The sequence below is a fragment of the Pseudomonas sp. PONIH3 genome (genome assembly GCF_002934345.1).
Classification (GTDB): domain Bacteria; phylum Pseudomonadota; class Gammaproteobacteria; order Pseudomonadales; family Pseudomonadaceae; genus Aquipseudomonas; species Aquipseudomonas soli.
Map to the genome: position 1 here is coordinate 3,859,033 of NZ_CP026386.1, position 20,388 is coordinate 3,879,420.

Sequence of the window (20,388 nt, forward strand, 5' to 3'; positions counted from 1 at the left end):
TGTCATATCCCTCTCAAATCCGGCTGCTAGGCTTCGACAGAACACCACTGTCAAAAAGCCACCATCATGCCGCCCTCCAGACTGCTGCTGTTCTGTGCCTTGCTCACGGCCTCGGCGTCGAGCCTGGGCATGACCATCTACAAGACCACTGATACCTATGGCGTGGTTTCCTATTCCGACCGACCCCGCGTTGGCGCCAAGGTTTTCGTGTTCCGCGAACCCATGGTCGAGCGCCTGGACGGCCAGGTGCGGCTGAAGACCGAGGATTTCGCCGGTGGCGTGCGTTTTGTCGCGCGCAACGAGCTGTTCGTGCCGATGGAAGTTGAACTGCGTGTGGAGCGCCTGGCCAATGCCCAGGGCGGTAACGCCCCGCGCATCGTCCGGCGCCTGGTGCCGCCACGCTCGAACCTGATCCTCAGCGTGGTACAGGCTCGCCAAGGGGCTCGCCTCAAGTACGACACCAAGTTCCGCTACGCCATGGGCGACCCGGGCCAGCGCCCGCAGGGCTACCGTTATCCGTTCCCCTGGAAGGGCGGGCCGTTCCGCCTGAGCCAGGGCCCCAACGGCCGTTTCAGCCACTTCGGGCCCAAGGGCCGCTACGCCATGGATATCGCCATGCCCGAAGGCACGCCGATCATCGCGGCACGCGGTGGGGTGGTGGTGAAGATCGAGAACAACCAGAGCGGGCGGGGCAACAATCCGGCGGGCAATTTCGTCAGGATCCTGCACCCGGACGGCACCATGGGCGTTTACCTGCACCTGATGCGCGGTTCGGTGGTGGTGGGCGAGGGGCAGCGGGTTGCACAGGGGCAGCCATTGGCCAAATCGGGCAACACCGGCAACAGCAGCGGGCCGCACCTGCATTTCGTGGTGCAGCGCAATGTGGGGCTGGCGCTTGAGTCGATCCCGTATCAGTTCGACCGGCCAATCGGTGGTTTGCCGGACTTTACCGCAGGGAATCCATGACGCATTGCGGAGCAAGCCCGCACCCACGGATGTAGGCGCGGGCTCTCGGGTCAATCGAGCTTGAGCACCTTGGCCAGCACGATCTTCGGCCCTTTCATCTTCTTGATGATGATGCGCAGGCCTTCGACCTCCAGCACTTCCTCTTCCTCAGGGACGCGCTTGAGGGTCTCGTAGATCAGCCCGGCGAGGGTTTCAGCCTCGATGTGGTCCAGGTCGATACCCAGCAAACGCTCGACCTTGAACAGCGGCGTATCGCCGCGCACCAGCAGTTTGCCCGGCTGGTAGGCGAGGATGCCGCGCTCGGTCTTGCGGTGCTCGTCCTGGATATCGCCCACCAGCACTTCCAGCACGTCTTCCATGGTCAGGTAGCCGATCACCTTGCCGTCGGCTTCCTCGACCAGCACGAAGTGCGCGCCGCCCTTGCGGAACTGCTCCAGCAACTGGGCCAGTGGCATGTGCCGGGACACCCGCTCCAGCGGGCGGGCGAGGTCTGCAAGGTCGATGGTTTGCGGCAAGTGGTCGAGCTCTGCGAGCTCCAGCAGCAGGTCCTTGATGTGCAGCAGGCCGGTGAATTCTTCGCGCTCGGCGTCATACACCGGGTAGCGGCTGAACTTGTGACGGCGCAGCAGGGCGAGGATTTCCTTCAGCGGCGCATGGGCATCGATGCTGACCATGTCCTCGCGGGAGTTGGCCCAGTCGACCACCTCCAGCTCGCCCATCTCCACGGCCGAGGCCAGCACGCGCATACCCTGGTCGCTTGGGTCCTGGCCACGGCTGGAGTGCAGGATCAGCTTGAGCTCCTCGCGGCTGTAGTGATGCTCGTGGTGCGGCCCGGGCTCGCCTTGACCGGCGATGCGCAGGATAGTGTTGGCGCTAGCGTTGAGCAGGTAGATCGCCGGATACATCGCCCAGTAGAACAGGTACAGCGGCACGGCGGTCCACAGCGACAGCAGCTCTGGCTTACGGATCGCCCAGGACTTGGGTGCCAGCTCGCCGACAACGATGTGCAGGTAGGAGATCACGAAGAAGGCGACGAAGAACGAGATCGCCTTGACCAGCTCCGGGCTGTCCACGCCGACATAGGCTAGCAACGGCTCGAGCAGGTGGGCGAACGCTGGCTCGCCGACCCAGCCCAGGCCCAGGGAGGCGAGGGTGATGCCCAGTTGGCACGCCGAGAGATAGGCGTCGAGCTGGTTGTGCACCTTGCGCAGGATGCTGCCACGCCAGCCATGCAGCTCGGCGATGGACTCGACGCGGGTGGAGCGCAGCTTGACCATGGCGAACTCGGCGGCCACGAAGAAGCCGTTGAGCAGCACCAGGAACAAGGCGAAAAGGATCATGCCGAAATCGGCGAACAACGAGGTGAGGCTGATACCAGGGGAAGGGTCCATGATGGGGTTTTTACGGGGTCCGTCTTTGAAAGGGAGAAAAAAAGTGCCAGCGATGGCTGGCACGGGGGATCCAATGTAGCGGCTGGCGCCGCAAAAGCAAAGGGGACGCTGACCGCATCGCGGGGCAAGCCCGCTCCCATGCCAGCAGAGGCAAGCGTGGGAGCGGGCTTGCCCCGCGCGGGGTCATCCTCGATTTGTGACCAACTGCGCCGGCGCAAAGTGGCAGGTAAAGGTACTGCCATGCCCCGGCACGCTGCTGATTTCCAGGCGTGCGCGATGGCGCATCAGCACGTGCTTGACGATCGCCAGGCCCAGCCCGGTGCCGCCGGTGTTGGAGGCGCGGCTGGAGTCGACGCGGTAGAAGCGTTCGGTCAGGCGTGGCAGGTGCTTGGCCTCGATACCGACCCCCGAGTCCTGCACGCTGAGGTGCGCGCCCTGGTCGTCGGCCCACCAGCGAATGCGAATGGTGCCCTCATCCTGGGTGTACTTGACCGCGTTGAACACCAGGTTAGAGAACGCGCTGCGCAGCTCCGACTCGCTGCCCTTGAGGCGTATGCCAGGCGTTGCTTCCAGGCTGATCCGCTGGTTGCGCGGGCCGGACAGGGCCTGGGCGTCGTTCTTGATGGCGGTGAGCAGGGTGTCGACCAGCACCGGCTGGTTGTCCGAGGGATAATCGGTGGCTTCGAGCTTGGCCAACAGCAACAGGTCGTTGAGCAGCGTCTGCATGCGTGAGCCTTGCGCGCTCATCTGCTGCAAGGCACGGCTCCAGCGCGGGTTCACGTCCTCGACGTTGTCCAGCAGCGTCTCCAGGTAGCCGGTGATCACCGTCAGCGGCGTGCGCAGTTCGTGGGAGACGTTGGCGACGAAGTCCTTGCGCATCTGTTCCAGCTGGTGGATGCGGGTCACGTCGCGCACCAGCATCAGATGTTCGTTGTTGCCGTAGCGGGTAAGGTGCAGTTGCACGCGCAGGCGGTCGTTGATCGGCGACGGGATCTCCAGCGGTTCGGCGTAGTTCTCCGACTCGAAGTACTCCTTGAAGCGCGGGTGGCGCACCAGGTTGGTCACCGGCTGGCCGCCGTCCTGCGGGGTCTTGAAGCCCAGCAGGGTCTCGGCGGCGCGGTTCCACCACTCCAGGTTGCCGTCGCTGTCGAGCATGATCACCGCATCGCGCAGCGCGGCGGTGGACTCCTGGACCCGGTCGATCACTGCCTGCAGGCGGCCACGCACGCGCTGGTCGCGGCGCTGCAGGTGATAGATGCTGTCGAACACTTCGCCCCACAGGCCGTAGCCATCGGGTGGCGCCTCATCGGGTTGATGATTGCGCAGCCAGTCGTGCAGGCGCAGCAACTGCTTCAGTGTCCAGCCCAGGTAGAAGGCCAGGCCGATGGCCAGGCTCCAGCCATAGTACCCGCTGACCAGCCCGCCGATCAGGCAGACGGTGATCAGCAGGAGCATGTGGCGAATCAGGGTCGCGTGCCAGTTCTGGTTCAATTGACAGTCCTTGTACAGCGGGCGCTTGGGCTTCGATCAGCTTTTGGTCGAGAAGCGATAGCCAGTGCCGCGGACGGTTTGTACCAGATTTTCGTAGGCTTCACCCAGTGCCTTGCGCAGGCGGCGGATGTGCACGTCGACGGTGCGCTCCTCGACATAGACGTTGCCGCCCCAGACCTGGTCGAGCAACTGGCCGCGGGTGTAGGCGCGCTCCTGGTGAGTCATGAAGAACTGCAGCAGGCGGTACTCGGTGGGGCCCATCTCGGCCGGCTTGCCGTCGATGGTCACGCGGTGGCTGATCGGGTCTAGCAGCAGGCCGCCGACTTCGATCGGCGCTTCGCTGTCGCTTGGGCCGGTGCGGCGCAGCACGGCCTTGAGGCGCGCCACCAGTTCACGGGGCGAGAACGGCTTGGTGATGTAGTCGTCGGCGCCGACTTCCAGGCCCTGGATCTTGTTGTCCTCTTCACCCTTGGCGGTGAGCATGATGATCGGGATGTCGCCGGTCAGCTCGTCGCGCTTGAGGCGGCGGGCCAGTTCGATGCCGGAGGTGCCCGGCAGCATCCAGTCGAGCAGGATCAGGTCCGGCTTGCGGTCGACGATGATGGCGTGGGCCTGTTGCGAGTTCTCGGCCTCGAGGCAGTCATAGCCGGCCATTTCCAATGCAACGGCGATCATCTCGCGGATAGGCGCTTCGTCGTCGACGATCAGAATGTTTCTGCCAACCATGCTCAATTACCTCTCCCAGGAACGATGTCTTGGCCCGCATTAGATAACGGAATTATTGCAGCTGTGTGACAGGGCGTGGGCGGTTCTGGCGACATTGCGTGACTGGACTAGGCTAAAAGTGGCCGCGAACATTCAATCCACCCCTGAACAATGGTGATTCCAATGACACGACATACGCTGAGCTGGATGGCCCTTTGCGCTGCGCTGGCAGTGCCGGGGGTGGCGTCGGCTCATCACGCCATGGAGAAGGATGGCATGTGGGTCGACCACGATGGCATGACGCTGTACACCTTTGACAAGGACGCTGGTGGCAAGTCCATGTGCAATGGCGAGTGCGCCAAGAACTGGCCGCCGTTGATGGTGAAGAAGGACGACGAGGCGCCGAAGGACAAGTGGACTCACGTCACCCGCGACGATGGCTCGATGCAGTGGGCCTATGACGGCAAGCCGCTGTACACCTTCGTCAAGGACAAGAAGGCCGGGGATACCACCGGTGATGGCATGAAGGATGTCTGGCACGTCGCCAAGCCTTGATGCACCTGGCGTGGGAGCGCCGCACCGCCGCTCCCACCATTGGCCTGCGCAATGTCAGCGCAGCGCGTAGTCCAGCACCACACCAATGAAGATCAACAACCCCGCCCAGTGGTTGTGCAGGAACGCCTTGAAGCACGACTCGCGGTCCAGCTTGCGCGTCGACCAGAACTCCCAGGCGAAGCATATCGCCGCCGCCAGCAGCCCCAGGTGGAACCAGCCGCCCAGCTCGAAGCGGTTGCCCGCCAGGAGCAGGCAGCCCAGCGACAGCAGCTGCAGGCTCAGGATGATCACCCGGTCGGCCTCGCCGAAGAGGATGGCGGTGGATTTCACGCCGATCTTCAGGTCGTCGTCACGGTCGACCATGGCGTAGTAGGTGTCATACCCCACCGTCCACAGCAGGTTGGCGATGTACAGCAGCCAGGCGCTGGCCGGCAGCTCGCCACCCGCGGCGGTGAAAGCCATCGGGATACCCCAGGAATACGCCGCGCCCAGCACCACCTGCGGGTAGTAGGTGTAGCGCTTCATGAACGGGTAGCAGAAGGCCAGGGCGACCGCGCCGAACGACAGCCAAACCGTGGTGGCGTTGGTGCACAGCACCAGCAGGAAGCTCACTCCCACCAGCAGGGCGAACAGCACCAGCGCTTCGCGGGGCTTCACCCGGCCGCTGGCCAGTGGCCGGTCGGCGGTGCGCTTGACGTGGCCGTCCACCTTGCGGTCGGCGAAATCGTTGATGCAGCAGCCGGCGGCACGCATCAGCACCACGCCGAGGCCGAAGATCAGAACGTTGGCCAGGGTCGGCGAGCCGTTGCCGGCAATCCACACCGCCGACAGCGTCGGCCACAGCAGCAGGTAGATGCCGATGGGGCGGTCCATGCGGCTCAGCTGGACAAAGTCCCAGGCGCGCGGGTGCAGGCGGTTGAGAGACTTGAGCAGTTGCATGTACATCAGCGGTTTTCCTCCGTGGCCGCGTGCCACAGGGCGGGCAGGAACACCTCGGCCACCAGCAGGTCGAGGCCGGCGCGTTCGAAGCGCGAGCGCCTTCCCCACAGCCCGGAGCTGGTGACCTCTACGGGCAGCCAGTCCTGTGGATAACTGCACACTTCGATAGGGTGGCGGACGAACGCCTGGTCGCAGAACAGTAGCTCGCCCAGCGAGCGGCTGCCCAGGGTCTCCAGGTCGAGCCCCCCGCGCTCCAGCGCTGTGCGGCTGGCGACGCTGCGGGCGAATACCCACGGCTGGCCATGGCCGCGCAGGTAGACCTCGCGCACCCAGCCCTGCGCGCCAGGCCGCAGGCCCAACGCGGCGCATTCATCGTCACGCAGTGGCTGCCAGCCCTCGAACAAAGGGGTGACGCTGAAGTGGTCATGGGAAAGACCGGTCAGGCGACGGGTCAGGGAGCCTTCGTCGAACAACCAGTCCAGGGTCGGCTGGTCGGGCAGGGGCGCCAGTTGCGGATACGCCAGCCACGCGACAGCGGCTGCTTGCGGGGTTTCGTACGGCACGTCGGTATGCTTGATACAGGCCAGAGAGGCGGCGAGCTTAGCATGATTGCCGTCCTGGCTTGCATACTGCCAGCAGGCCCAGTACAAAAGCCGACCAGAGATTGCACGGTGGTCACTTGCAGGCGCGGGCGTGCCCCACGACCCGGCCACCAGTTGCAACGCACCAATGAGCCTGACCGAGGAACAGCATCCGATGAAGAAGTGGCAATGTATTGTCTGTGGCTTGATCTACGACGAAGCCGATGGTTGGCCGGACGACGGCATCGCCCCCGGCACCCGCTGGGAAGACGTGCCGGAAGACTGGCTGTGCCCTGATTGTGGCGTAGGCAAGAGTGACTTCGAAATGATCGCCATTGGCTGATCGCAACCCTGGCTTGAACAAGGAACGCACGACATGACGTCCCCCGTGGTGATCATTGGTACCGGCCTTGCCGGTTACAACCTGGCGCGAGAGTTTCGCAAGCTGGACGGCGACACGCCGCTGCTGCTGATCACCGCCGACGACGGTCGCTCCTACTCCAAGCCGATGCTGTCCACCGGCTTTGCCAAGCAGAAGGACGCCGACGGCCTGTGCATGGCCGAACCGGGCGCCATGGCCGAGCAGCTCAAGGCCGAGATCCGCACCCATACCCGCATCAGCGGTATCGACCCCGGCCACAAGCGCCTGTGGATCGGCGAGGAAGCGGTGGAATACCGCGACCTGGTACTGGCCTGGGGTGCGCAGACTGTGCAGGTGCCCGTGGAAGGCGATGCGGGCGAGCTGGTCTTCCCGATCAACGACCTTGAGGACTACGCACGATTTCGTGTCGCCGCCGCAGGCAAGCAACGGGTGCTGATCCTCGGCGCCGGCCTGATCGGCTGCGAATTCGCCAACGACCTCACCTTGGGCGGCCTGCAGTGCGAGGTCGTGGCGCCGTGCGAACAGCTAATGCCGACCTTGCTGCACCCGGCGGCGGCCGCTGCCGTGCAGGCAGGCCTTGAAGGGTTGGGCGTGCGTTTCCATCTCGGCCCGGTGCTGACCCGCCTGCAACGTTTTGGGGAGGCTGTGGAGGCGCACTTGTCCGACGGCAGCGTCATCCCTTGCGACCTGGTGGTGTCTGCGATCGGCCTGCGGCCGCGCACCGACCTGGCGGCGGCAGCGGGCCTGCAGGTCAACCGCGGGGTGGTGGTGGATCGCCAGCTGCGCACCTCTCACGCCAACATCTTCGCCCTGGGCGACTGCGCCGAGGTCGATGGTATCAACCTGCTTTACGTCATGCCCTTGATGACCTGCGCCCGCGCCCTGGCCCAGACCTTGGCCGGCAACCCGACCGCAGTGGCCTATGGCCCGATGCCGGTCACCGTGAAGACGCCGGCCTGCCCGCTGGTGGTGTCCCCGGTGCCGGCAGGCTACGAGGGCACTTGGGTGGTGGAAGGCAGCGGTGGCGACCTGAAAGTGCTCTGCCATGGCTCCGATGGCCAACTGCTGGGCTACGCCCTGACCGGCGGCGCGGTCATGGAGAAACTGGCGTTGAATCGCCAGTTGCCACCCTTGATGGCGTAAATGGCGGGCGTTCTGTCGTAATTATCCTGTTCTTGCCACGACAATGGCCGCCCAGATACTGGCGCGGCCCCGGTCGGCGTGCCATCCTCACTGGCGTCTACCGCAGCCTAGAGCCTGCGGTGCCTTGAACGCTGCTTCCTTCGGCAGCACGGCATAACAACAAGAAATCCCGTCAAAGAGGCTTCACTATGCGTAAACCAGAACTCGCCGCCGTCATCGCCGAAAAGGCCGACCTGACCAAGGAAAAGGCCAATATTGTCCTGAACGCGATTCTCGACAGCATCACCGGCGCACTCGACAAGGACACCGTCACCCTGGTCGGCTTCGGCACCTTCGAAAAACGCCACCGCGGCGCTCGCACCGGCAAGAACCCGCAGACCGGCGAGCCGGTTAAGATCAAGGCCAGCAACACTGTCGCCTTCAAACCGGGCAAGGGCCTGCGTGACAGCGTCAACGCACCGGCCAAGCCTGCCAAGAAAAAGTGATCGACAAGCCATCGAGACGGGCGCCTTAAGGCGCCCGTTGTGTTTCTGGTAAGCAAATGCGGCGAACTTGCATAAACAGGGCGATAAACGGATAAACTGCGCGACTCAGTCATTTTTCACTCGAGGCGCGTTGATGAAGTTTCGTTTTCTTCTCTGGGCCATGGGCTTGCTGATGGCCAAGGCCAGCCGCAACAACCCGGCGTTCCAGCAGCAGCTGCAGGACAAGGACCTGGTCTTCCAGATGCAGACGCTCGACGGCAAGGTTGCCCGGCACTTCATCGTCAAGGACCTGCGCATCAGCAGCAAGGGCGGCCTGCACCCGCAGCCGGCGTTCGCCATTGCCTTCAAGGATGCCGCGTACGGCTTTGCCACGCTGCAAGCCGGTAACAAGCAGCTGGCTTTCATGCAGGGGATTCAGGAGAAGAACATCCAGATCAAGGGCAATCCGGCGCTGGTGATCTGGTTTCAGGGCTTGATGAAGTACCTGAAACCGAAGAAGAAAGCGTAGTAGCGGCTTTAGCCGCGATGCAGGCACCGCGGTTTCTGGCACCCGCTTCGCGGTTGATCGCGGCTGAAGCCGCTCCTACGGGGCGGCCTTAATGCGAATGCGGCGCGTGGAACTGCGACGCCAGCTCGCGTAGCAATGCCTCGGCCTCCAGCACCTTGTTCACCACCTCTTCGGCCTTGTCCCGGGTCAGCCCCAGGCGCTCGAGCAGGGCATCCGGGATCTCGTCTTTTGGCCCCGAGCCGATCCCCCGGGCGCGCAGCAGGCGCGTCGCCAAGCACACCAGGTTGGGGAACGCCGCATAATCGCCGTCGTACGCCGGATCATGCTGGAAGCGCAGGGCTGTGGACAGTTCATCGGGCATGTCCCACAGCTTCATCAGCCAGGCACCGATCTGTTCACGGCTGATCCCCAGCAAGTGCTGCTCCACATAGCTGTGGCACAGGTGCGGGTTGACCTCCAGATGACGGCAGATCAGCGAGAAATGCGGAGGGAAGACGTGGGCCAGCAGCAGGTAGCCGAAGTTGTGCAGCAGCCCGGCCAGGTAGGTCAGGCCTGCTTCCGGGCGTTCGGCGCGCGGCATGGCACGGGTCAGGCCCTCGATCACGGCAGCGGTATAGATCGACTGCTGCCAGTACGGCGTGGCCTGTTGCGGGTGGTCCTTGGGCAGGCTCAGGGTCTTGCCCAGGGCCAGGCCCAAGGCCAGGTTGATCACCAGGTCGAAGCCCAGTACCCGCACGATGGCGTCTTCCACCGAGCGGATCTTGCCGGGTGAGGCGTAGTAGGGCGATGCCGCCCAGCTGACGACTTGCGCAGCCAAGGCCGGGTCGGTTTCGACCACGCCGGTGATGTCATCGATGCTGGCATTGGGGTCGACACGCAGCTTGATGATCTTCTGCGCGGTGTCGGCCAGCGGCGGAATCTCGATGGTCTGCTCCAGGCGCTGCTGGATGCGCCGGGCGGTGAAGGCCTGGACTGCGCGAATGACTTCCTTGGGAGGACCGTCCAACTGATCGAAACTGAGGCGAATATCGCTGATCGGCTGGCCGAAGGTGCTGGCACTGGCCTTGACCAGCATCTTCTTGAAAGCCGTCCGGCCGATTTCCAGGAGCAGCCCGGCTTCACCGGACTGGATCAGCAGGGTTTCGTTGTCGAGCAGGCTCTTTTCGTACTGGCACGGCGAGCTGGTCAGCGCGGGAATGGCGGGCAGGGTCTTGAGGTGATGCTTGTCGAGCATCTGCTTCAAGCGCTCCAGCGGCACGGCCTTGAGCTTGCGTCCGGTCAGTTCCTCGAGGCGCTTGAGGTCCAGCAACTGGCTTTGCGGGAACAGCACCATCAAGGCACCGATCTCGTCATCGAGCAGCACGGCCTGTACGCGCGAGTTGGCCGGCAGCCCCGGGTGCTCGGGCACCTCGCGGAGGCTGACGCCGAGCTTGTCGAGCAACAGCCGGATGACAGACGGTGCGTGTAGGGTTGCGGTATCCAGGGCAACTTCAGTCATGGCCTGTATCCAATCATTTCTGTAAACGCGAAGTATAACCAGCCTGGCCGCCAAGCTGGATCCATAATGGGACGGGCGTCACACCTGGCCATATTGTTGGCCGTGGCGCAACCAGCGGTCGAGTAGCGGGCTGACGTGGCCCGGCCAGTGCGCCAACAGGGCCTGGGCAGCGTCACGTACGGCCGGCAACAAGTCGGCGTCGCGCATCAGGTCGGCGACCTTGAACTGTAGGAGGCCGGTCTGGCGAGTCCCGAGCATCTCGCCGGGGCCGCGCAACTCCAGGTCCTTCTCAGCGATGACGAATCCGTCGTTGGTTTCCCGCATGATGCCCAGCCGCTCTCGACCGATCTGCGACAGCGGTGGATGATAGAGCAGCACGCAGTGGCTCACCGCGCTGCCCCTACCGACTCGGCCGCGCAACTGGTGCAGTTGGGCCAGGCCCAGGCGCTCGGGGTTCTCGATGATCATCAGGCTGGCATTGGGCACGTCGACGCCGACCTCGATCACTGTGGTAGCGACCAGCAGTTGCAGCTCGCCGGCCTTGAACTCAGCCATCACCGCCGCTTTTTCCGCAGGCTTCATGCGTCCGTGGATCAGCCCAACGCGCAGCTCGCCCAGGGCGCTGCCCAGCTCTTCGAAGGTGCTTTCGGCGGCCTGGCAGGTCAGCTCCTCGGATTCTTCGATCAGGGTGCACACCCAGTAGGCCTGGCGGCCTTCGGCACAGGCGGCGCGAACCCGCTCGACCACCTCGAAACGACGGCTGTCGGCGACCAGCACGGTATTCACCGGTGTACGACCGGGCGGCAATTCGTCGAGGACCGAGGTGTCCAGGTCGGCGTAGGCGCTCATGGCCAGGGTGCGTGGGATCGGGGTGGCGGTCATGATCAACTGGTGCGGGCATAGCTGGCCCATGACGCCTTTCTTGCGCAGGGCCAGGCGCTGCTGCACGCCGAAGCGGTGTTGTTCGTCGATGATCGCCAGGGCCAGGTGCTTGAATTGCACCTCGTCCTGGAACAGCGCATGGGTACCGACCACCATCGGCGCGCCATTGGCGATCTGTTCCAAGGCGCTGGCGCGGGCCTTGCCCTTCAGCTTGCCGGCCAGCCAGGCGACTTCGATACCCAACGGCTCCAGCCAGCGTTTGAAGGTGATGAAATGCTGCTCGGCGAGAATCTCGGTGGGGGCCATCAGCGCCACCTGGTATCCGGCCTCCAGGGCCTGCAGCGCCGCTAGCGCGGCGACCACGGTCTTGCCGGCCCCCACGTCACCCTGTACCAGGCGCATCATTGGTTCGGGTTGGCTGAGGTCGTAGGCGATTTCGTTGCCGACGCGCTGCTGGGCACCGGTCGGGTTGAAGCCGAGGTTGGCCAGGTACTGGGCCGGCAGGCGGGTGGCCTTGGGCAGCACCGGCGCACGCAGGCTGCGCTGGCTTTCCCGCAGGCGCTGCTGGGAGAGCTGATGGGTCAGCAGTTCCTCGAAGGCCAGGCGGTGCTGCGCCCAGTGATGGCCCTCGGCAAGCTCGTCCAGATCGGCATCGGCCGGCGGGTTGTGCAGGTAGCGAATGGCATCGCTCAATGGCGCCAGCTTGTAGTCGCGGGCCAGTTGCTCAGGCAGCCAGTCGGGCAGGCTGCGCGGGCCGAGCATGCCAAGGCTCTGCTGGCACAACAGGCGCAGGCGTTGCTGGGTGAGGCCTTCGGTGGTCGGGTAAATCGGCGTCAGCGTCTGTTCGACCGGCGGTGGTGCCTCATCACCGTTCAGCGCCCGGTATTCCGGGTGGTAGATTTCCAGCCCCGAGGCGCCGGGACGCGCTTCACCATAGCAACGCAGATGTGTGCCACGCTTGAGGCCCTCCTTTTGCGCATTGCTGAAATGGTAGAAGCGCAGGCTCAGCGTGCCGCTGCCGTCACCTAGGCGCACCACCAGGCTGCGGCGCTTGCCCATGGTCACGTCAGCTCCGCTGACCACGCCTTCGATCACCGCGTCCTGGCCCGGCCGCAGTTGGCCGATAGGTACCACGCGGGTGCGGTCCTGGTAGCGCAACGGCAGGTGGAACAGCAGATCCTGCAGGTTCTCCAGACCGACCTTGGCGAGTTTCTCTGCCATGGCTTCACCAACACCCTTGAGCGTGGTGACCGGGACGTTCGACAGCTCGGTCATGGGCTCAGGCCGGTTGGTCCACGGTTGGCTTGGCCACCGAGCAGAGGCGGATCGAGTCGGCGAGGATCTCGATGGCCTTCGGCCGCGGGAAGCTGGCGCGCCAGGCGATGGCCACGGTGCGGAACGGCGCGGGCGCGGTCAGCGGGCGAACTTCGATGACGCCCGGCGCGTAATGATGGCTGTGCACTGCCGATAGCGGCAGGATCGACACGCCCAGGCCAGAAGCGACCATGTGGCGGATGGTTTCCAGCGAGCTGGATTCGACCGTGGTGTGCTTGGAGGCTTCGCTGCCCTTGTTCAGGGTCGGACAGGCTTCAAGCACCTGATCGCGGAAACAGTGACCCTCGCCCAACAGCAGCAGGCTCTTGTCGTTGAGCATGGCGGTGTCGATGGTGTCCTTGGCGGTCCAGGGGTGGTCGGCCGGCATCAGCGCGCAGAACGGTTCGTCGTACAGCGGCAGGGTCAGCACGTCGGCCTCGTTGAACGGCAGGGCGATGATCACCGCGTCCAGTTCGCCATTGCGCAGCTTCTCGCGCAGTACATGGGTGAAGTTCTCTTCGATGTACAGCGGCATCTGCGGCGCCACGCGGTGCAGTTGCGGGATCAGATGCGGGAAGAGATAGGGGCCGACGGTATAGATGGCCCCGACCTTGAGCGGTGCTGTCAGCTGGTTCTTGCCGGCTTGGGCCAGTTCGCGGATGCCCTGGGCCTGTTCCAGCACCTTCTGCGCCTGGGCGACGATGCTCTCCCCGACCGGCGTGAGGCGCACCGCGCTCTTGCTGCGCTCGAAGATCAGCACGCCGAGTTCGTCCTCGAGCTTCTTCACGCCCACCGAAAGGGTCGGTTGGCTGACGTGGCAACGCTCGGCCGCGTGGCCAAAGTGCTGCTCTTGCGCGAGGGTGACGATGTAGCGAAGTTCGGTGAGGGTCATAACGTGCGTCCATGAAGTTGCGGCCCCAGCATAGCGGCTGCAATCGATAGACGCACGTTATCAGACTTGCCGTTTTGTGACAGAAACAAAAACGTCAGCGTCGGTCCAGTGAGTAGACGAACGGCGCAACCACTTCGATCGTGCCATTGTTCAGCAGCTCCGCCGGAGGCTTGGGTACCGTGCCGGCACGGCGGATCATCTCCAGCGTGGCCCGGTCCAGCGCCGCGCTACCCGAACCACCGGCCAGCGTGTACGACACTACCTTGCCTTCGGCGTCGACCACGAAGCGCAGGCGGTTGATGCCCTGCAACCCACGGCGGCGAGCGTCCTCGGGGTACTTCTTGTACTTGGCCAGGTGGCGCAACAGATCACTCTGCCAGCTCGGCAGGGCATTGCTGTTGGACGCGATGCTTGGCTGCGGCGCCGCCGACTTCTGCGGTGGCGTGTTGCTGGGCGGTGTATCCGCCACATCGTCCTTGGCCGGCGGTTCGTCCTTTGGCGGCTCCAGTTTTTTCTCAGGCTTGGGCGGCTGTGGCTTGGCCTTGGGCTTGGGCGGCTTGGGGATGGCGATCTTCGGCTTCGGCGCCTCTGCCAGCTTGGGCAGCGGTGGTTCCTCGATCGGCGTCGGCGGTTTCGGGGCGGCCTTGGGCGGAGGCGGTGGCGCGGGCTCTGGCAGTGGGGCCAGCTCGACCATCATCGCTGCCGGCGGCAACTCGAGGGCCTGGGGCACCGACCAGTTGAGCGTCAGCAGCACGGCGACCGCGTGCACACCCAGCACGATCGCCAGGCTGCCACCGTAGCGCGCCAGGTTTGAGCGCGTTTTCGTCATTTCTTGGCTGCCGTCTCGAGTCCGACCAGGCCGACCTTGAGGTAACCGGCGGCACGCATGGTGTTCATCACTTCCATCAGGTCGCCGTAGTCGACGCCCTTGTCAGCCTGGAAGAAGATGGTGGTTTCCTTGTCGCCCTTGGTCTTGGCGTCGAGCATGGCGCCAAGCTGGTCGCGCTGGGCCACCTCGTCGTCGCCGAGGTAGAGCTTCTTGTCGGCCTTGACGCTGACGAACACCGGCTTCTCGGGCCTCGGCGCCGGCTTGGCGGTCGAGGCGGGCAGGTCGACCTTGATGTCGACCGTGGCCAAGGGCGCCGCGACCATGAAGATGATCAGCAGCACCAGCATCACGTCGATGAACGGCGTGACGTTGATTTCGTGGTTCTCGGCGAGGTCGTCGCCACCTTCGTTGAGATGCAGGCCCATGGTTTACCCCACTTTCACCATGTGCGGGGCGACGCGTTCGCCACCCTGGTGGTCCAGATCACGGCTGACCAGCAGCAGTACCTGGGCGGAGGCATCGGACACCTGTGCCTTGTAGCCGGCGATAGAGCGGGCGAAGACGTTGTAGATGACCACGGCCGGAATTGCGGCAACCAGGCCCAGGGCGGTGGCCAGCAAGGCCTCGGCGATGCCAGGGGCGACCACGGCGAGGTTGGTGGTCTGGGTCTTGGCGATGCCGATGAAGCTGTTCATGATGCCCCACACGGTACCGAACAGACCGACGAACGGGGCGGTGGAGCCGATGGTGGCCAGCACGCCGGTGCCGCTGCTCATGGTGCGACCGCTGGCGGCCACCAGGCGCTCCAGGCGGAAGCTGACGCGTTCCTTGATGCCTTCCTTCTCGCGAGCGTTGGCCGACAGGCGCATCTCTTCGAGGGCGTCATGCACCAGGGTGTGGGCCAGGGTGCCTTCCTTGTTAGACACCTCGCTGGCCTCTTTCAGGCTCACCGAGCGTTTCAGGGCAGCGATCTCGCCACGCAGGCGGCGCTTGGCGCCCATCAGCTCGAAGCCTTTGGCGATCCAGATGGTCCAGGTGATGATCGAGGCGATGGCCAGGCCGATCATCACGGCCTTCACCACCACGTCGGCGTTCTTGTACATGCCCCATGGGGACAGGTCGTGGGCCATGCCCAGCGAGGTGTCTTCGACCATCGCCTGCACGTTCTCGTCTGCCGGTGCCTGGCCATCCACTGGGGCGTTGGTGTCGGCAGGCGCGTCGGTTGGCGCAGCTACCGGTGCCTGGCCTTCGGCGGCAGGCGCGGCCGTGGCGCTGGCGGCTGCCGGTGCGGCGGCAGTGGCGGCGGGCTCATCGGCCATGGCCACGGGGGCCAGTACCAGGCTGAACATCAGCGCGGCAATGGCGCGCCAGGCGCGCGACGGGGTTGGCGAAGCGGAAGATTGAGTACGTGTCATGCTGGCCGGACCTGATGAAGAGAAATGGGTTGAGTTCTTCAAGGCCTCGAAGCAGGCCGAGAACAGACAGGGCCGCCATTATTGCAAGTAATTCTTGTTAACAAAAGAATGGAGAGCGCTTTTTTTAACCTTTGTCTAGCCGCCGATCGCTAAATCCGGTTAGCGTGAACCTTTGGATTTGGAGTTTCATGATGTCGGACCTGAGAGCGTTGATCGTCGGCTGCGGCGATGTGGGAGGCCGTCTGGCCCGACAGTTGCTCGCCCATGGGTGGCAGGTCGATGGCCTGCGCCGGTCGGTGCGGGACCTGCCCGAAGGGGTGCGGCCCGTTGCCGCTGACCTGTCGAACCCGCGCCTGCCGGAAGCGTGGCCCGCACGCGCGCCGGACTACCTGGTGTACTGCGTGGCGGCCAGCCAGCATGACGAAGCGGGCTACCAGGCCGCCTATGTCGATGGTTTGCGCCATGTGCTCGATTGGTTGAAAACCAAGGGTCAGCGGCCGCGTCGCCTGCTGTTCGTCTCCAGCAGCAGTGTCTATGCACAACAGGATGGTGAGTGGATCGACGAGAGCGCAGCCACCGCACCCGAGGGGTATTCGGGCAAGGTGATGCTCGAAGCGGAGCGCCTGGCGTTGGGCAGTGGCATTCCCGCGAGCATCGTGCGCTTGACCGGGATCTATGGGCCTGGACGTGAGTGGCTGCTGAGCCAGGTACGTCGAGGCTACCGAGTGGCCGAGGAGCCGCCGTTGTACGGCAACCGCATTCACGCCGAGGATGCCGCTGGTTTGCTGGCGCACCTGCTGCAGGCCGATGCCCGGGGTGTGGCGTTGGACGATTGCTACATCGGTGTCGATGACGATCCGGCGCCGCTGGCCGAGGTGGTGGGCTGGCTGCGCGAGTACCTGGGGGTCACCGAGTGGTCGGACGAGCAGCGGGTGCGGCGTACCGGCAGCAAGCGCTGCAGCAATGCGCGGGCTCGGGCACTGGGCTGGGCGCCGCAGTATCCGAGCTATAAAGAAGGCTATGCGGCCATTCTGCAAGGGCGTGGTTGAGAGATCTGGCTCTATCGCGGGGCCAGTCGGGCCGCCGCGATGATGGCTAATCCTTTTCCAGCACCCACTGCCGGGCGCCGGCAGTCAGTTGCGGCATTTCGTCCGGCTGGGCGCGGTTCACCGCCTGGAAGATCTCCAGGGTGTCGCCGTCGCGCTTGAAGATCCACGGCGCGCCACGCTGGTTGCGCTCCAGCCACAGGCTGTCGTTGCCATCGCCCATGGTCGCGCAGTCACCCGCCAGGCACAGGGCAAAGCGGTCCGGGCCGGGCAGGCCGGTGACATTGCCGGTATCGCTGAAGCGTACTAACCCGCCCTTGCCCTGGCCCTCGACGATCTTCCAGTCACCGCCCAGGTATTGCTGGTACAGCGCCTTCTCGAAACTGCCGCCCAGCGCAGCGCCTTCTGGCGCCTTGCTGCGCACGAACGTCTGCTGATGGCCGGAGGGGTCGATAGTCACCAGTTCGTCGCCATTGAGCTTGAGTTGTTCGGTCAGGTCGCCTTCGAAGTTGACCTGCCAGTCCTTCTCGTTGGCGCTCAGGCGCCCGTCGGCGGCCTCGAAGCCATTGCTGAAGCTGGCCTGCTGGTTCTTGACGTCGATCTTCCACTCGAACACCGGACCCTTCGCGTCCAGGGCCTGGCGCAGGCTGGTGCCTTTGCTGGCGGCGTCGATGGCGGCCTGGTTGATCCAGGTGCCGTTGAAATCTTCAGGCTTGTGGCTGGCGCAGCCGCCCAGGAGCAGGGCTGCCAGCGTGAGAGGCAATGCGTGGCGCATGGTGAAAACCTTGAGGCAGGAGGGGGGTGACGGGCCTTGACCCGTCACCGGGGTATTACTCGAGAACCAGGATGGCGTCCATCTCGACCTGGGCGCCCTTGGGCAGGGCAGCCACGCCGATGGCGGCGCGGGCCGGGTAGGGCTGCTCGAAGTAGCGGCCCATGATCTCGTTGACCTTGGCGAAGTGGCTCAGGTCGGTGAGGAAGATGTTCAGCTTGACGATGTCCTTGAACGAACCGCCAGCGGCTTCGGCCACCGACTTCAGGTTCTCGAACACCTGGACGGTCTGGGCTTCGAAGCCCTCGACCAGTTCCATGGTTTTCGGGTCGAGCGGGATCTGCCCCGACATGTACACGGTGTTGCCGGCCTTGATCGCTTGCGAGTAAGTGCCGATGGCGGCTGGTGCCTTGTCGCTGGTGATGACGGTCTTGCTCATGATGACTCCTTGCGGTTGGCGGACTACGCACGCATCCGGGTGATGCGGACCACGCCGGTCAAGGTGCGCAGCTTCTTGATCACACGGGCCAGGTGCACGCGGTCGTGCACGCTGACCACCAGTTGGACCACGCTGATACGGCCGTCGCGTTCGTCCATGCTGATTTTCTCGATGTTGCCGTCGGCGGCGTTGACGCTGCTGGCCAGTAGGGCGATCAGGCCGCGCTGGTGCTCCAGCTCGACGCGCAGCTCGACGTTGAACTCGCCGGTGATGTCCTTGGCCCAGGAGAGCTGCAGGCACTTCTCCGGGTTATGTCGGACTTCACTGATGTTGCGGCAGTCTTCCAGGTGCACGACCATGCCCTTGCCGGCCGACAGGTGGCCGACGATCGGGTCGCCCGGGATCGGCGTGCAGCACTTGGCGTAGCTGAGCACCAGGCCCTCGGTGCCGCGGATCGCCAGCGGGCCTTCCGGGGCCGGCAGCTGTTCGCCTTCGGCGGACAGCAGGCGGCGGGCGACCACGTAGGCCATGCGGTTGCCCAGGCCGATGTCTTCGAGCAGGTCTTCGACCAGCTCCAGGCGGTACTCGGTGAGGATCGCCTGGACGCGCTCCTGCGGGATCTTCTCAAGGCTGCTGTCGAAGCCGGTCAGCACTTTGTTCAGCAAGCGCTCGCCAAGGCTGATGGACTCGGAGCGGCGCTGCTGCTTGAGGGCGTGGCGGATATGCGTGCGCGCCTTGCCGGTGACCACGAAGTTGAGCCAGGCCGGGTTCGGCCGGGCCCCCGGTGCGCTGACGATCTCGACGGTGGAGCCGCTCTGCAGTGGCTCGGACAGCGGTGCCAGGCGGCGGTTGATGCGGCAGGCGATGCAGCTGTTGCCGACGTCGGTGTGTACCGCGTAGGCGAAGTCGACGGCGGTGGAGCCCTTGGGCAGCTCCATGATCCGGCCTTTCGGGGTGAAGACGTAGACCTCGTCCGGGAACAGGTCGATCTTCACGCTCTCGATGAATTCCAGCGAGTTGCCGGCGCGCTGCTGCAGCTCGAGGATGCCCTTGACCCATTGGCGGGCGCGGGCATGACTGCCTTTTGGCTGCTCTTCCTCGTTGGACTTGTACAGCCAGTGCGCGGCGATGCCGTTGTTGGCCATCTCTTCCATTTCGCGGGTGCGGATCTGGATTTCGATGGGCACGCCGTGCATGCCGAACAGCGTGGTGTGCAACGACTGGTAGCCGTTGGCCTTGGGGATCGCGATGTAGTCCTTGAAGCGGCCCGGCAGCGGCTTGTACAGGTTGTGCACGGCACCGAGCACGCGGTAGCAGGTGTCGACCTTGTCGACGATGATGCGGAAGGCGTACACGTCCATGATCTCGGTGAAGGCGCGGCGCTTGCCGCGCATCTTCTTGTAGATGCCATAGAGGTGTTTCTGTCGGCCACTGACCTCGCCTTCGATGCCGTCGGCGGCCAGGCAGTTGGCCAGCGAGGTCTCGATCTTGGCGACGATCTCCTTGCGGTTGCCGCGCGCGGCCTTCACTGCCCGGTGGATCAGCGACGAACGCATCGGGTGCATGGCCTTGAAGCCGAGGTCCTCGAACTCCACGCGCACGGTGTGCATGCCCAGACGATTGGCGATGGGGGCGTAGATCTCGAGGGTTTCCTTGGCGATGCGCCGGCGTTTTTCGCCGGAGAGCACTTCCAGGGTGCGCATGTTGTGCAGGCGGTCGGCCAGCTTGACCAGGATCACGCGGATATCGCGGGCCATGGCCATGGCCATCTTCTGGAAGTTCTCGGCCTGCGCCTCGGCCTTGGTCTCGAAGTTCATCTGGGTCAGCTTGCTGACCCCGTCGACCAGCTCGGCGACGGTCTCGCCGAATTGCTGGCTCAAGGCTTCCTTGGCGATGCCGGTGTCTTCGATCACATCGTGCAGCATGGCCGCCATCAGGCTCTGATGGTCCATGTGCATGTCGGCAAGGATGCTGGCCACTGCCAGCGGATGGGTCACGTAGGGCTCGCCGCTGCGGCGGCGCTGGCCATCGTGGGCCTGCTCGGCGTAGAAGTAGGCCCGGCGAACCAGATTGACCTGTTCGGGGCCCAGATAGGTCGACAGCCGTTCGGCGAGGGCTTCTATACCCGGCATGGTTTCACCTCTTGCAGTAGAAA

Annotated in this window: 21 protein-coding genes; 7 read left to right on the forward strand and 14 right to left on the reverse strand. The window is 64.5% G+C overall.

Annotated elements, in window-relative coordinates; all coding sequences use genetic code 11:
* The first annotated feature begins 66 nt into the window (after positions 1-66).
* The gene (locus tag C3F42_RS17815; protein WP_094010894.1) at positions 67-966 is read left to right on the forward strand and encodes a M23 family metallopeptidase; all 900 of its coding nucleotides are present in this window, start codon (positions 67-69) and stop codon (positions 964-966) included.
* 50 nt (positions 967-1,016) lie between these two features.
* Here C3F42_RS17815 and C3F42_RS17820 read toward each other — a convergent pair whose 3' ends face one another.
* From C3F42_RS17820 to phoB, 3 genes are all read right to left on the reverse strand, one after another.
* The gene (locus C3F42_RS17820; RefSeq protein WP_023630539.1) at positions 1,017-2,357 is read right to left on the reverse strand and encodes a hemolysin family protein; all 1,341 of its coding nucleotides are present in this window, start codon (positions 2,355-2,357) and stop codon (positions 1,017-1,019) included.
* A gap of 183 nt (positions 2,358-2,540) precedes the next feature.
* The gene (phoR, locus tag C3F42_RS17825) at positions 2,541-3,812 is read right to left on the reverse strand and encodes a phosphate regulon sensor histidine kinase PhoR (protein ID WP_232887958.1); all 1,272 of its coding nucleotides are present in this window, start codon (positions 3,810-3,812) and stop codon (positions 2,541-2,543) included.
* A 72-nt stretch (positions 3,813-3,884) separates the two neighbouring features.
* Positions 3,885-4,574 carry a phosphate regulon transcriptional regulator PhoB gene (gene phoB, locus C3F42_RS17830; RefSeq protein ID WP_003253341.1) on the reverse strand — a complete coding sequence of 230 codons (690 nt, stop codon included), beginning with the start codon at positions 4,572-4,574 and terminating at the stop codon, positions 3,885-3,887.
* Between the two features lie 162 nt (positions 4,575-4,736).
* Between phoB and C3F42_RS17835 the strand changes: the two genes are divergently transcribed.
* The gene (locus C3F42_RS17835; RefSeq protein ID WP_023631403.1) at positions 4,737-5,108 is read left to right on the forward strand and encodes a hypothetical protein; all 372 of its coding nucleotides are present in this window, start codon (positions 4,737-4,739) and stop codon (positions 5,106-5,108) included.
* 54 nt (positions 5,109-5,162) lie between these two features.
* On the opposite strand, the gene ubiA is transcribed toward C3F42_RS17835, so the two are convergent.
* Together ubiA and C3F42_RS17845 are read right to left on the reverse strand one after the other, a co-directional pair.
* A complete protein-coding gene (gene ubiA / locus C3F42_RS17840) occupies positions 5,163-6,053 on the reverse strand; it encodes a 4-hydroxybenzoate octaprenyltransferase (RefSeq protein ID WP_038707067.1) in 891 nt (296 codons plus the stop codon).
* A complete protein-coding gene (locus C3F42_RS17845) occupies positions 6,053-6,610 on the reverse strand; it encodes a chorismate lyase (protein WP_031315457.1) in 558 nt (185 codons plus the stop codon). The genes ubiA and C3F42_RS17845 overlap by 1 nt, the downstream gene beginning before the upstream one ends.
* Before the next feature lie 193 nt (positions 6,611-6,803).
* Here C3F42_RS17845 and C3F42_RS17850 point away from each other — a divergent pair, with 193 nt between their 5' ends.
* From C3F42_RS17850 to C3F42_RS17865, 4 genes are all read left to right on the forward strand, one after another.
* Positions 6,804-6,971 (forward strand): rubredoxin, encoded by a 168-nt coding sequence (locus C3F42_RS17850; protein ID WP_023532601.1) that lies wholly within the window; start codon positions 6,804-6,806, stop codon positions 6,969-6,971.
* Positions 6,972-7,004: 33 nt separating this feature from the next.
* A complete protein-coding gene (locus C3F42_RS17855; RefSeq protein WP_104444690.1) occupies positions 7,005-8,153 on the forward strand; it encodes an NAD(P)/FAD-dependent oxidoreductase in 1,149 nt (382 codons plus the stop codon).
* A 188-nt stretch (positions 8,154-8,341) separates the two neighbouring features.
* Complete coding sequence (locus C3F42_RS17860) at positions 8,342-8,638, forward strand: HU family DNA-binding protein (protein WP_023631266.1); 297 nt, start codon at positions 8,342-8,344, stop codon at positions 8,636-8,638.
* 133 nt (positions 8,639-8,771) lie between these two features.
* On the forward strand, positions 8,772-9,146 hold the full coding sequence (locus C3F42_RS17865) for a hypothetical protein (RefSeq protein WP_050707542.1): 375 nt from the start codon (positions 8,772-8,774) through the stop codon (positions 9,144-9,146).
* An 88-nt stretch (positions 9,147-9,234) separates the two neighbouring features.
* Here C3F42_RS17865 and C3F42_RS17870 read toward each other — a convergent pair whose 3' ends face one another.
* The 6 genes from C3F42_RS17870 to exbB form a co-directional block, all read right to left on the reverse strand.
* Positions 9,235-10,644, reverse strand: a complete 1,410-nt coding sequence (locus C3F42_RS17870) for an aminoacyl-tRNA deacylase and HDOD domain-containing protein (protein ID WP_104444691.1) — start codon at positions 10,642-10,644, stop codon at positions 9,235-9,237.
* 78 nt (positions 10,645-10,722) lie between these two features.
* Entirely contained in the window at positions 10,723-12,801 is a 2,079-nt protein-coding gene (gene recG / locus C3F42_RS17875) for an ATP-dependent DNA helicase RecG (protein ID WP_094010897.1), read from the reverse strand.
* A gap of 4 nt (positions 12,802-12,805) precedes the next feature.
* Positions 12,806-13,732, reverse strand: a complete 927-nt coding sequence (locus C3F42_RS17880; protein ID WP_038707064.1) for a hydrogen peroxide-inducible genes activator — start codon at positions 13,730-13,732, stop codon at positions 12,806-12,808.
* A 94-nt stretch (positions 13,733-13,826) separates the two neighbouring features.
* A complete protein-coding gene (locus C3F42_RS17885) occupies positions 13,827-14,561 on the reverse strand; it encodes an energy transducer TonB (RefSeq protein WP_023632734.1) in 735 nt (244 codons plus the stop codon).
* Positions 14,558-14,986: a TonB system transport protein ExbD gene (gene exbD, locus C3F42_RS17890; RefSeq protein WP_023632733.1), complete on the reverse strand. Its 429-nt coding sequence runs from the start codon at positions 14,984-14,986 to the stop codon at positions 14,558-14,560. Before exbD ends, C3F42_RS17885 begins: the two co-directional genes overlap by 4 nt.
* A 3-nt stretch (positions 14,987-14,989) precedes the next feature.
* Positions 14,990-15,976 carry a tonB-system energizer ExbB gene (gene exbB, locus C3F42_RS17895; protein ID WP_023632732.1) on the reverse strand — a complete coding sequence of 329 codons (987 nt, stop codon included), beginning with the start codon at positions 15,974-15,976 and terminating at the stop codon, positions 14,990-14,992.
* A 191-nt stretch (positions 15,977-16,167) separates the two neighbouring features.
* Here exbB and C3F42_RS17900 point away from each other — a divergent pair, with 191 nt between their 5' ends.
* Entirely contained in the window at positions 16,168-17,025 is an 858-nt protein-coding gene (locus C3F42_RS17900) for an SDR family oxidoreductase (RefSeq protein ID WP_038707063.1), read from the forward strand.
* A 46-nt stretch (positions 17,026-17,071) separates the two neighbouring features.
* Here the strand turns inward: C3F42_RS17900 and C3F42_RS17905 are convergent, their stop codons facing one another.
* The 3 genes from C3F42_RS17905 to spoT are packed head-to-tail and all read right to left on the reverse strand — an operon-like array spanning position 17,072 to position 20,365.
* Positions 17,072-17,797: a hypothetical protein gene (locus C3F42_RS17905; protein ID WP_104444692.1), complete on the reverse strand. Its 726-nt coding sequence runs from the start codon at positions 17,795-17,797 to the stop codon at positions 17,072-17,074.
* A 55-nt stretch (positions 17,798-17,852) separates the two neighbouring features.
* A complete protein-coding gene (locus C3F42_RS17910) occupies positions 17,853-18,233 on the reverse strand; it encodes a RidA family protein (protein WP_028689951.1) in 381 nt (126 codons plus the stop codon).
* Positions 18,234-18,256: 23 nt separating this feature from the next.
* Positions 18,257-20,365, reverse strand: a complete 2,109-nt coding sequence (gene spoT, locus C3F42_RS17915) for a bifunctional GTP diphosphokinase/guanosine-3',5'-bis pyrophosphate 3'-pyrophosphohydrolase (RefSeq protein ID WP_038707062.1) — start codon at positions 20,363-20,365, stop codon at positions 18,257-18,259.
* Positions 20,366-20,388: the final 23 nt, after the last annotated feature.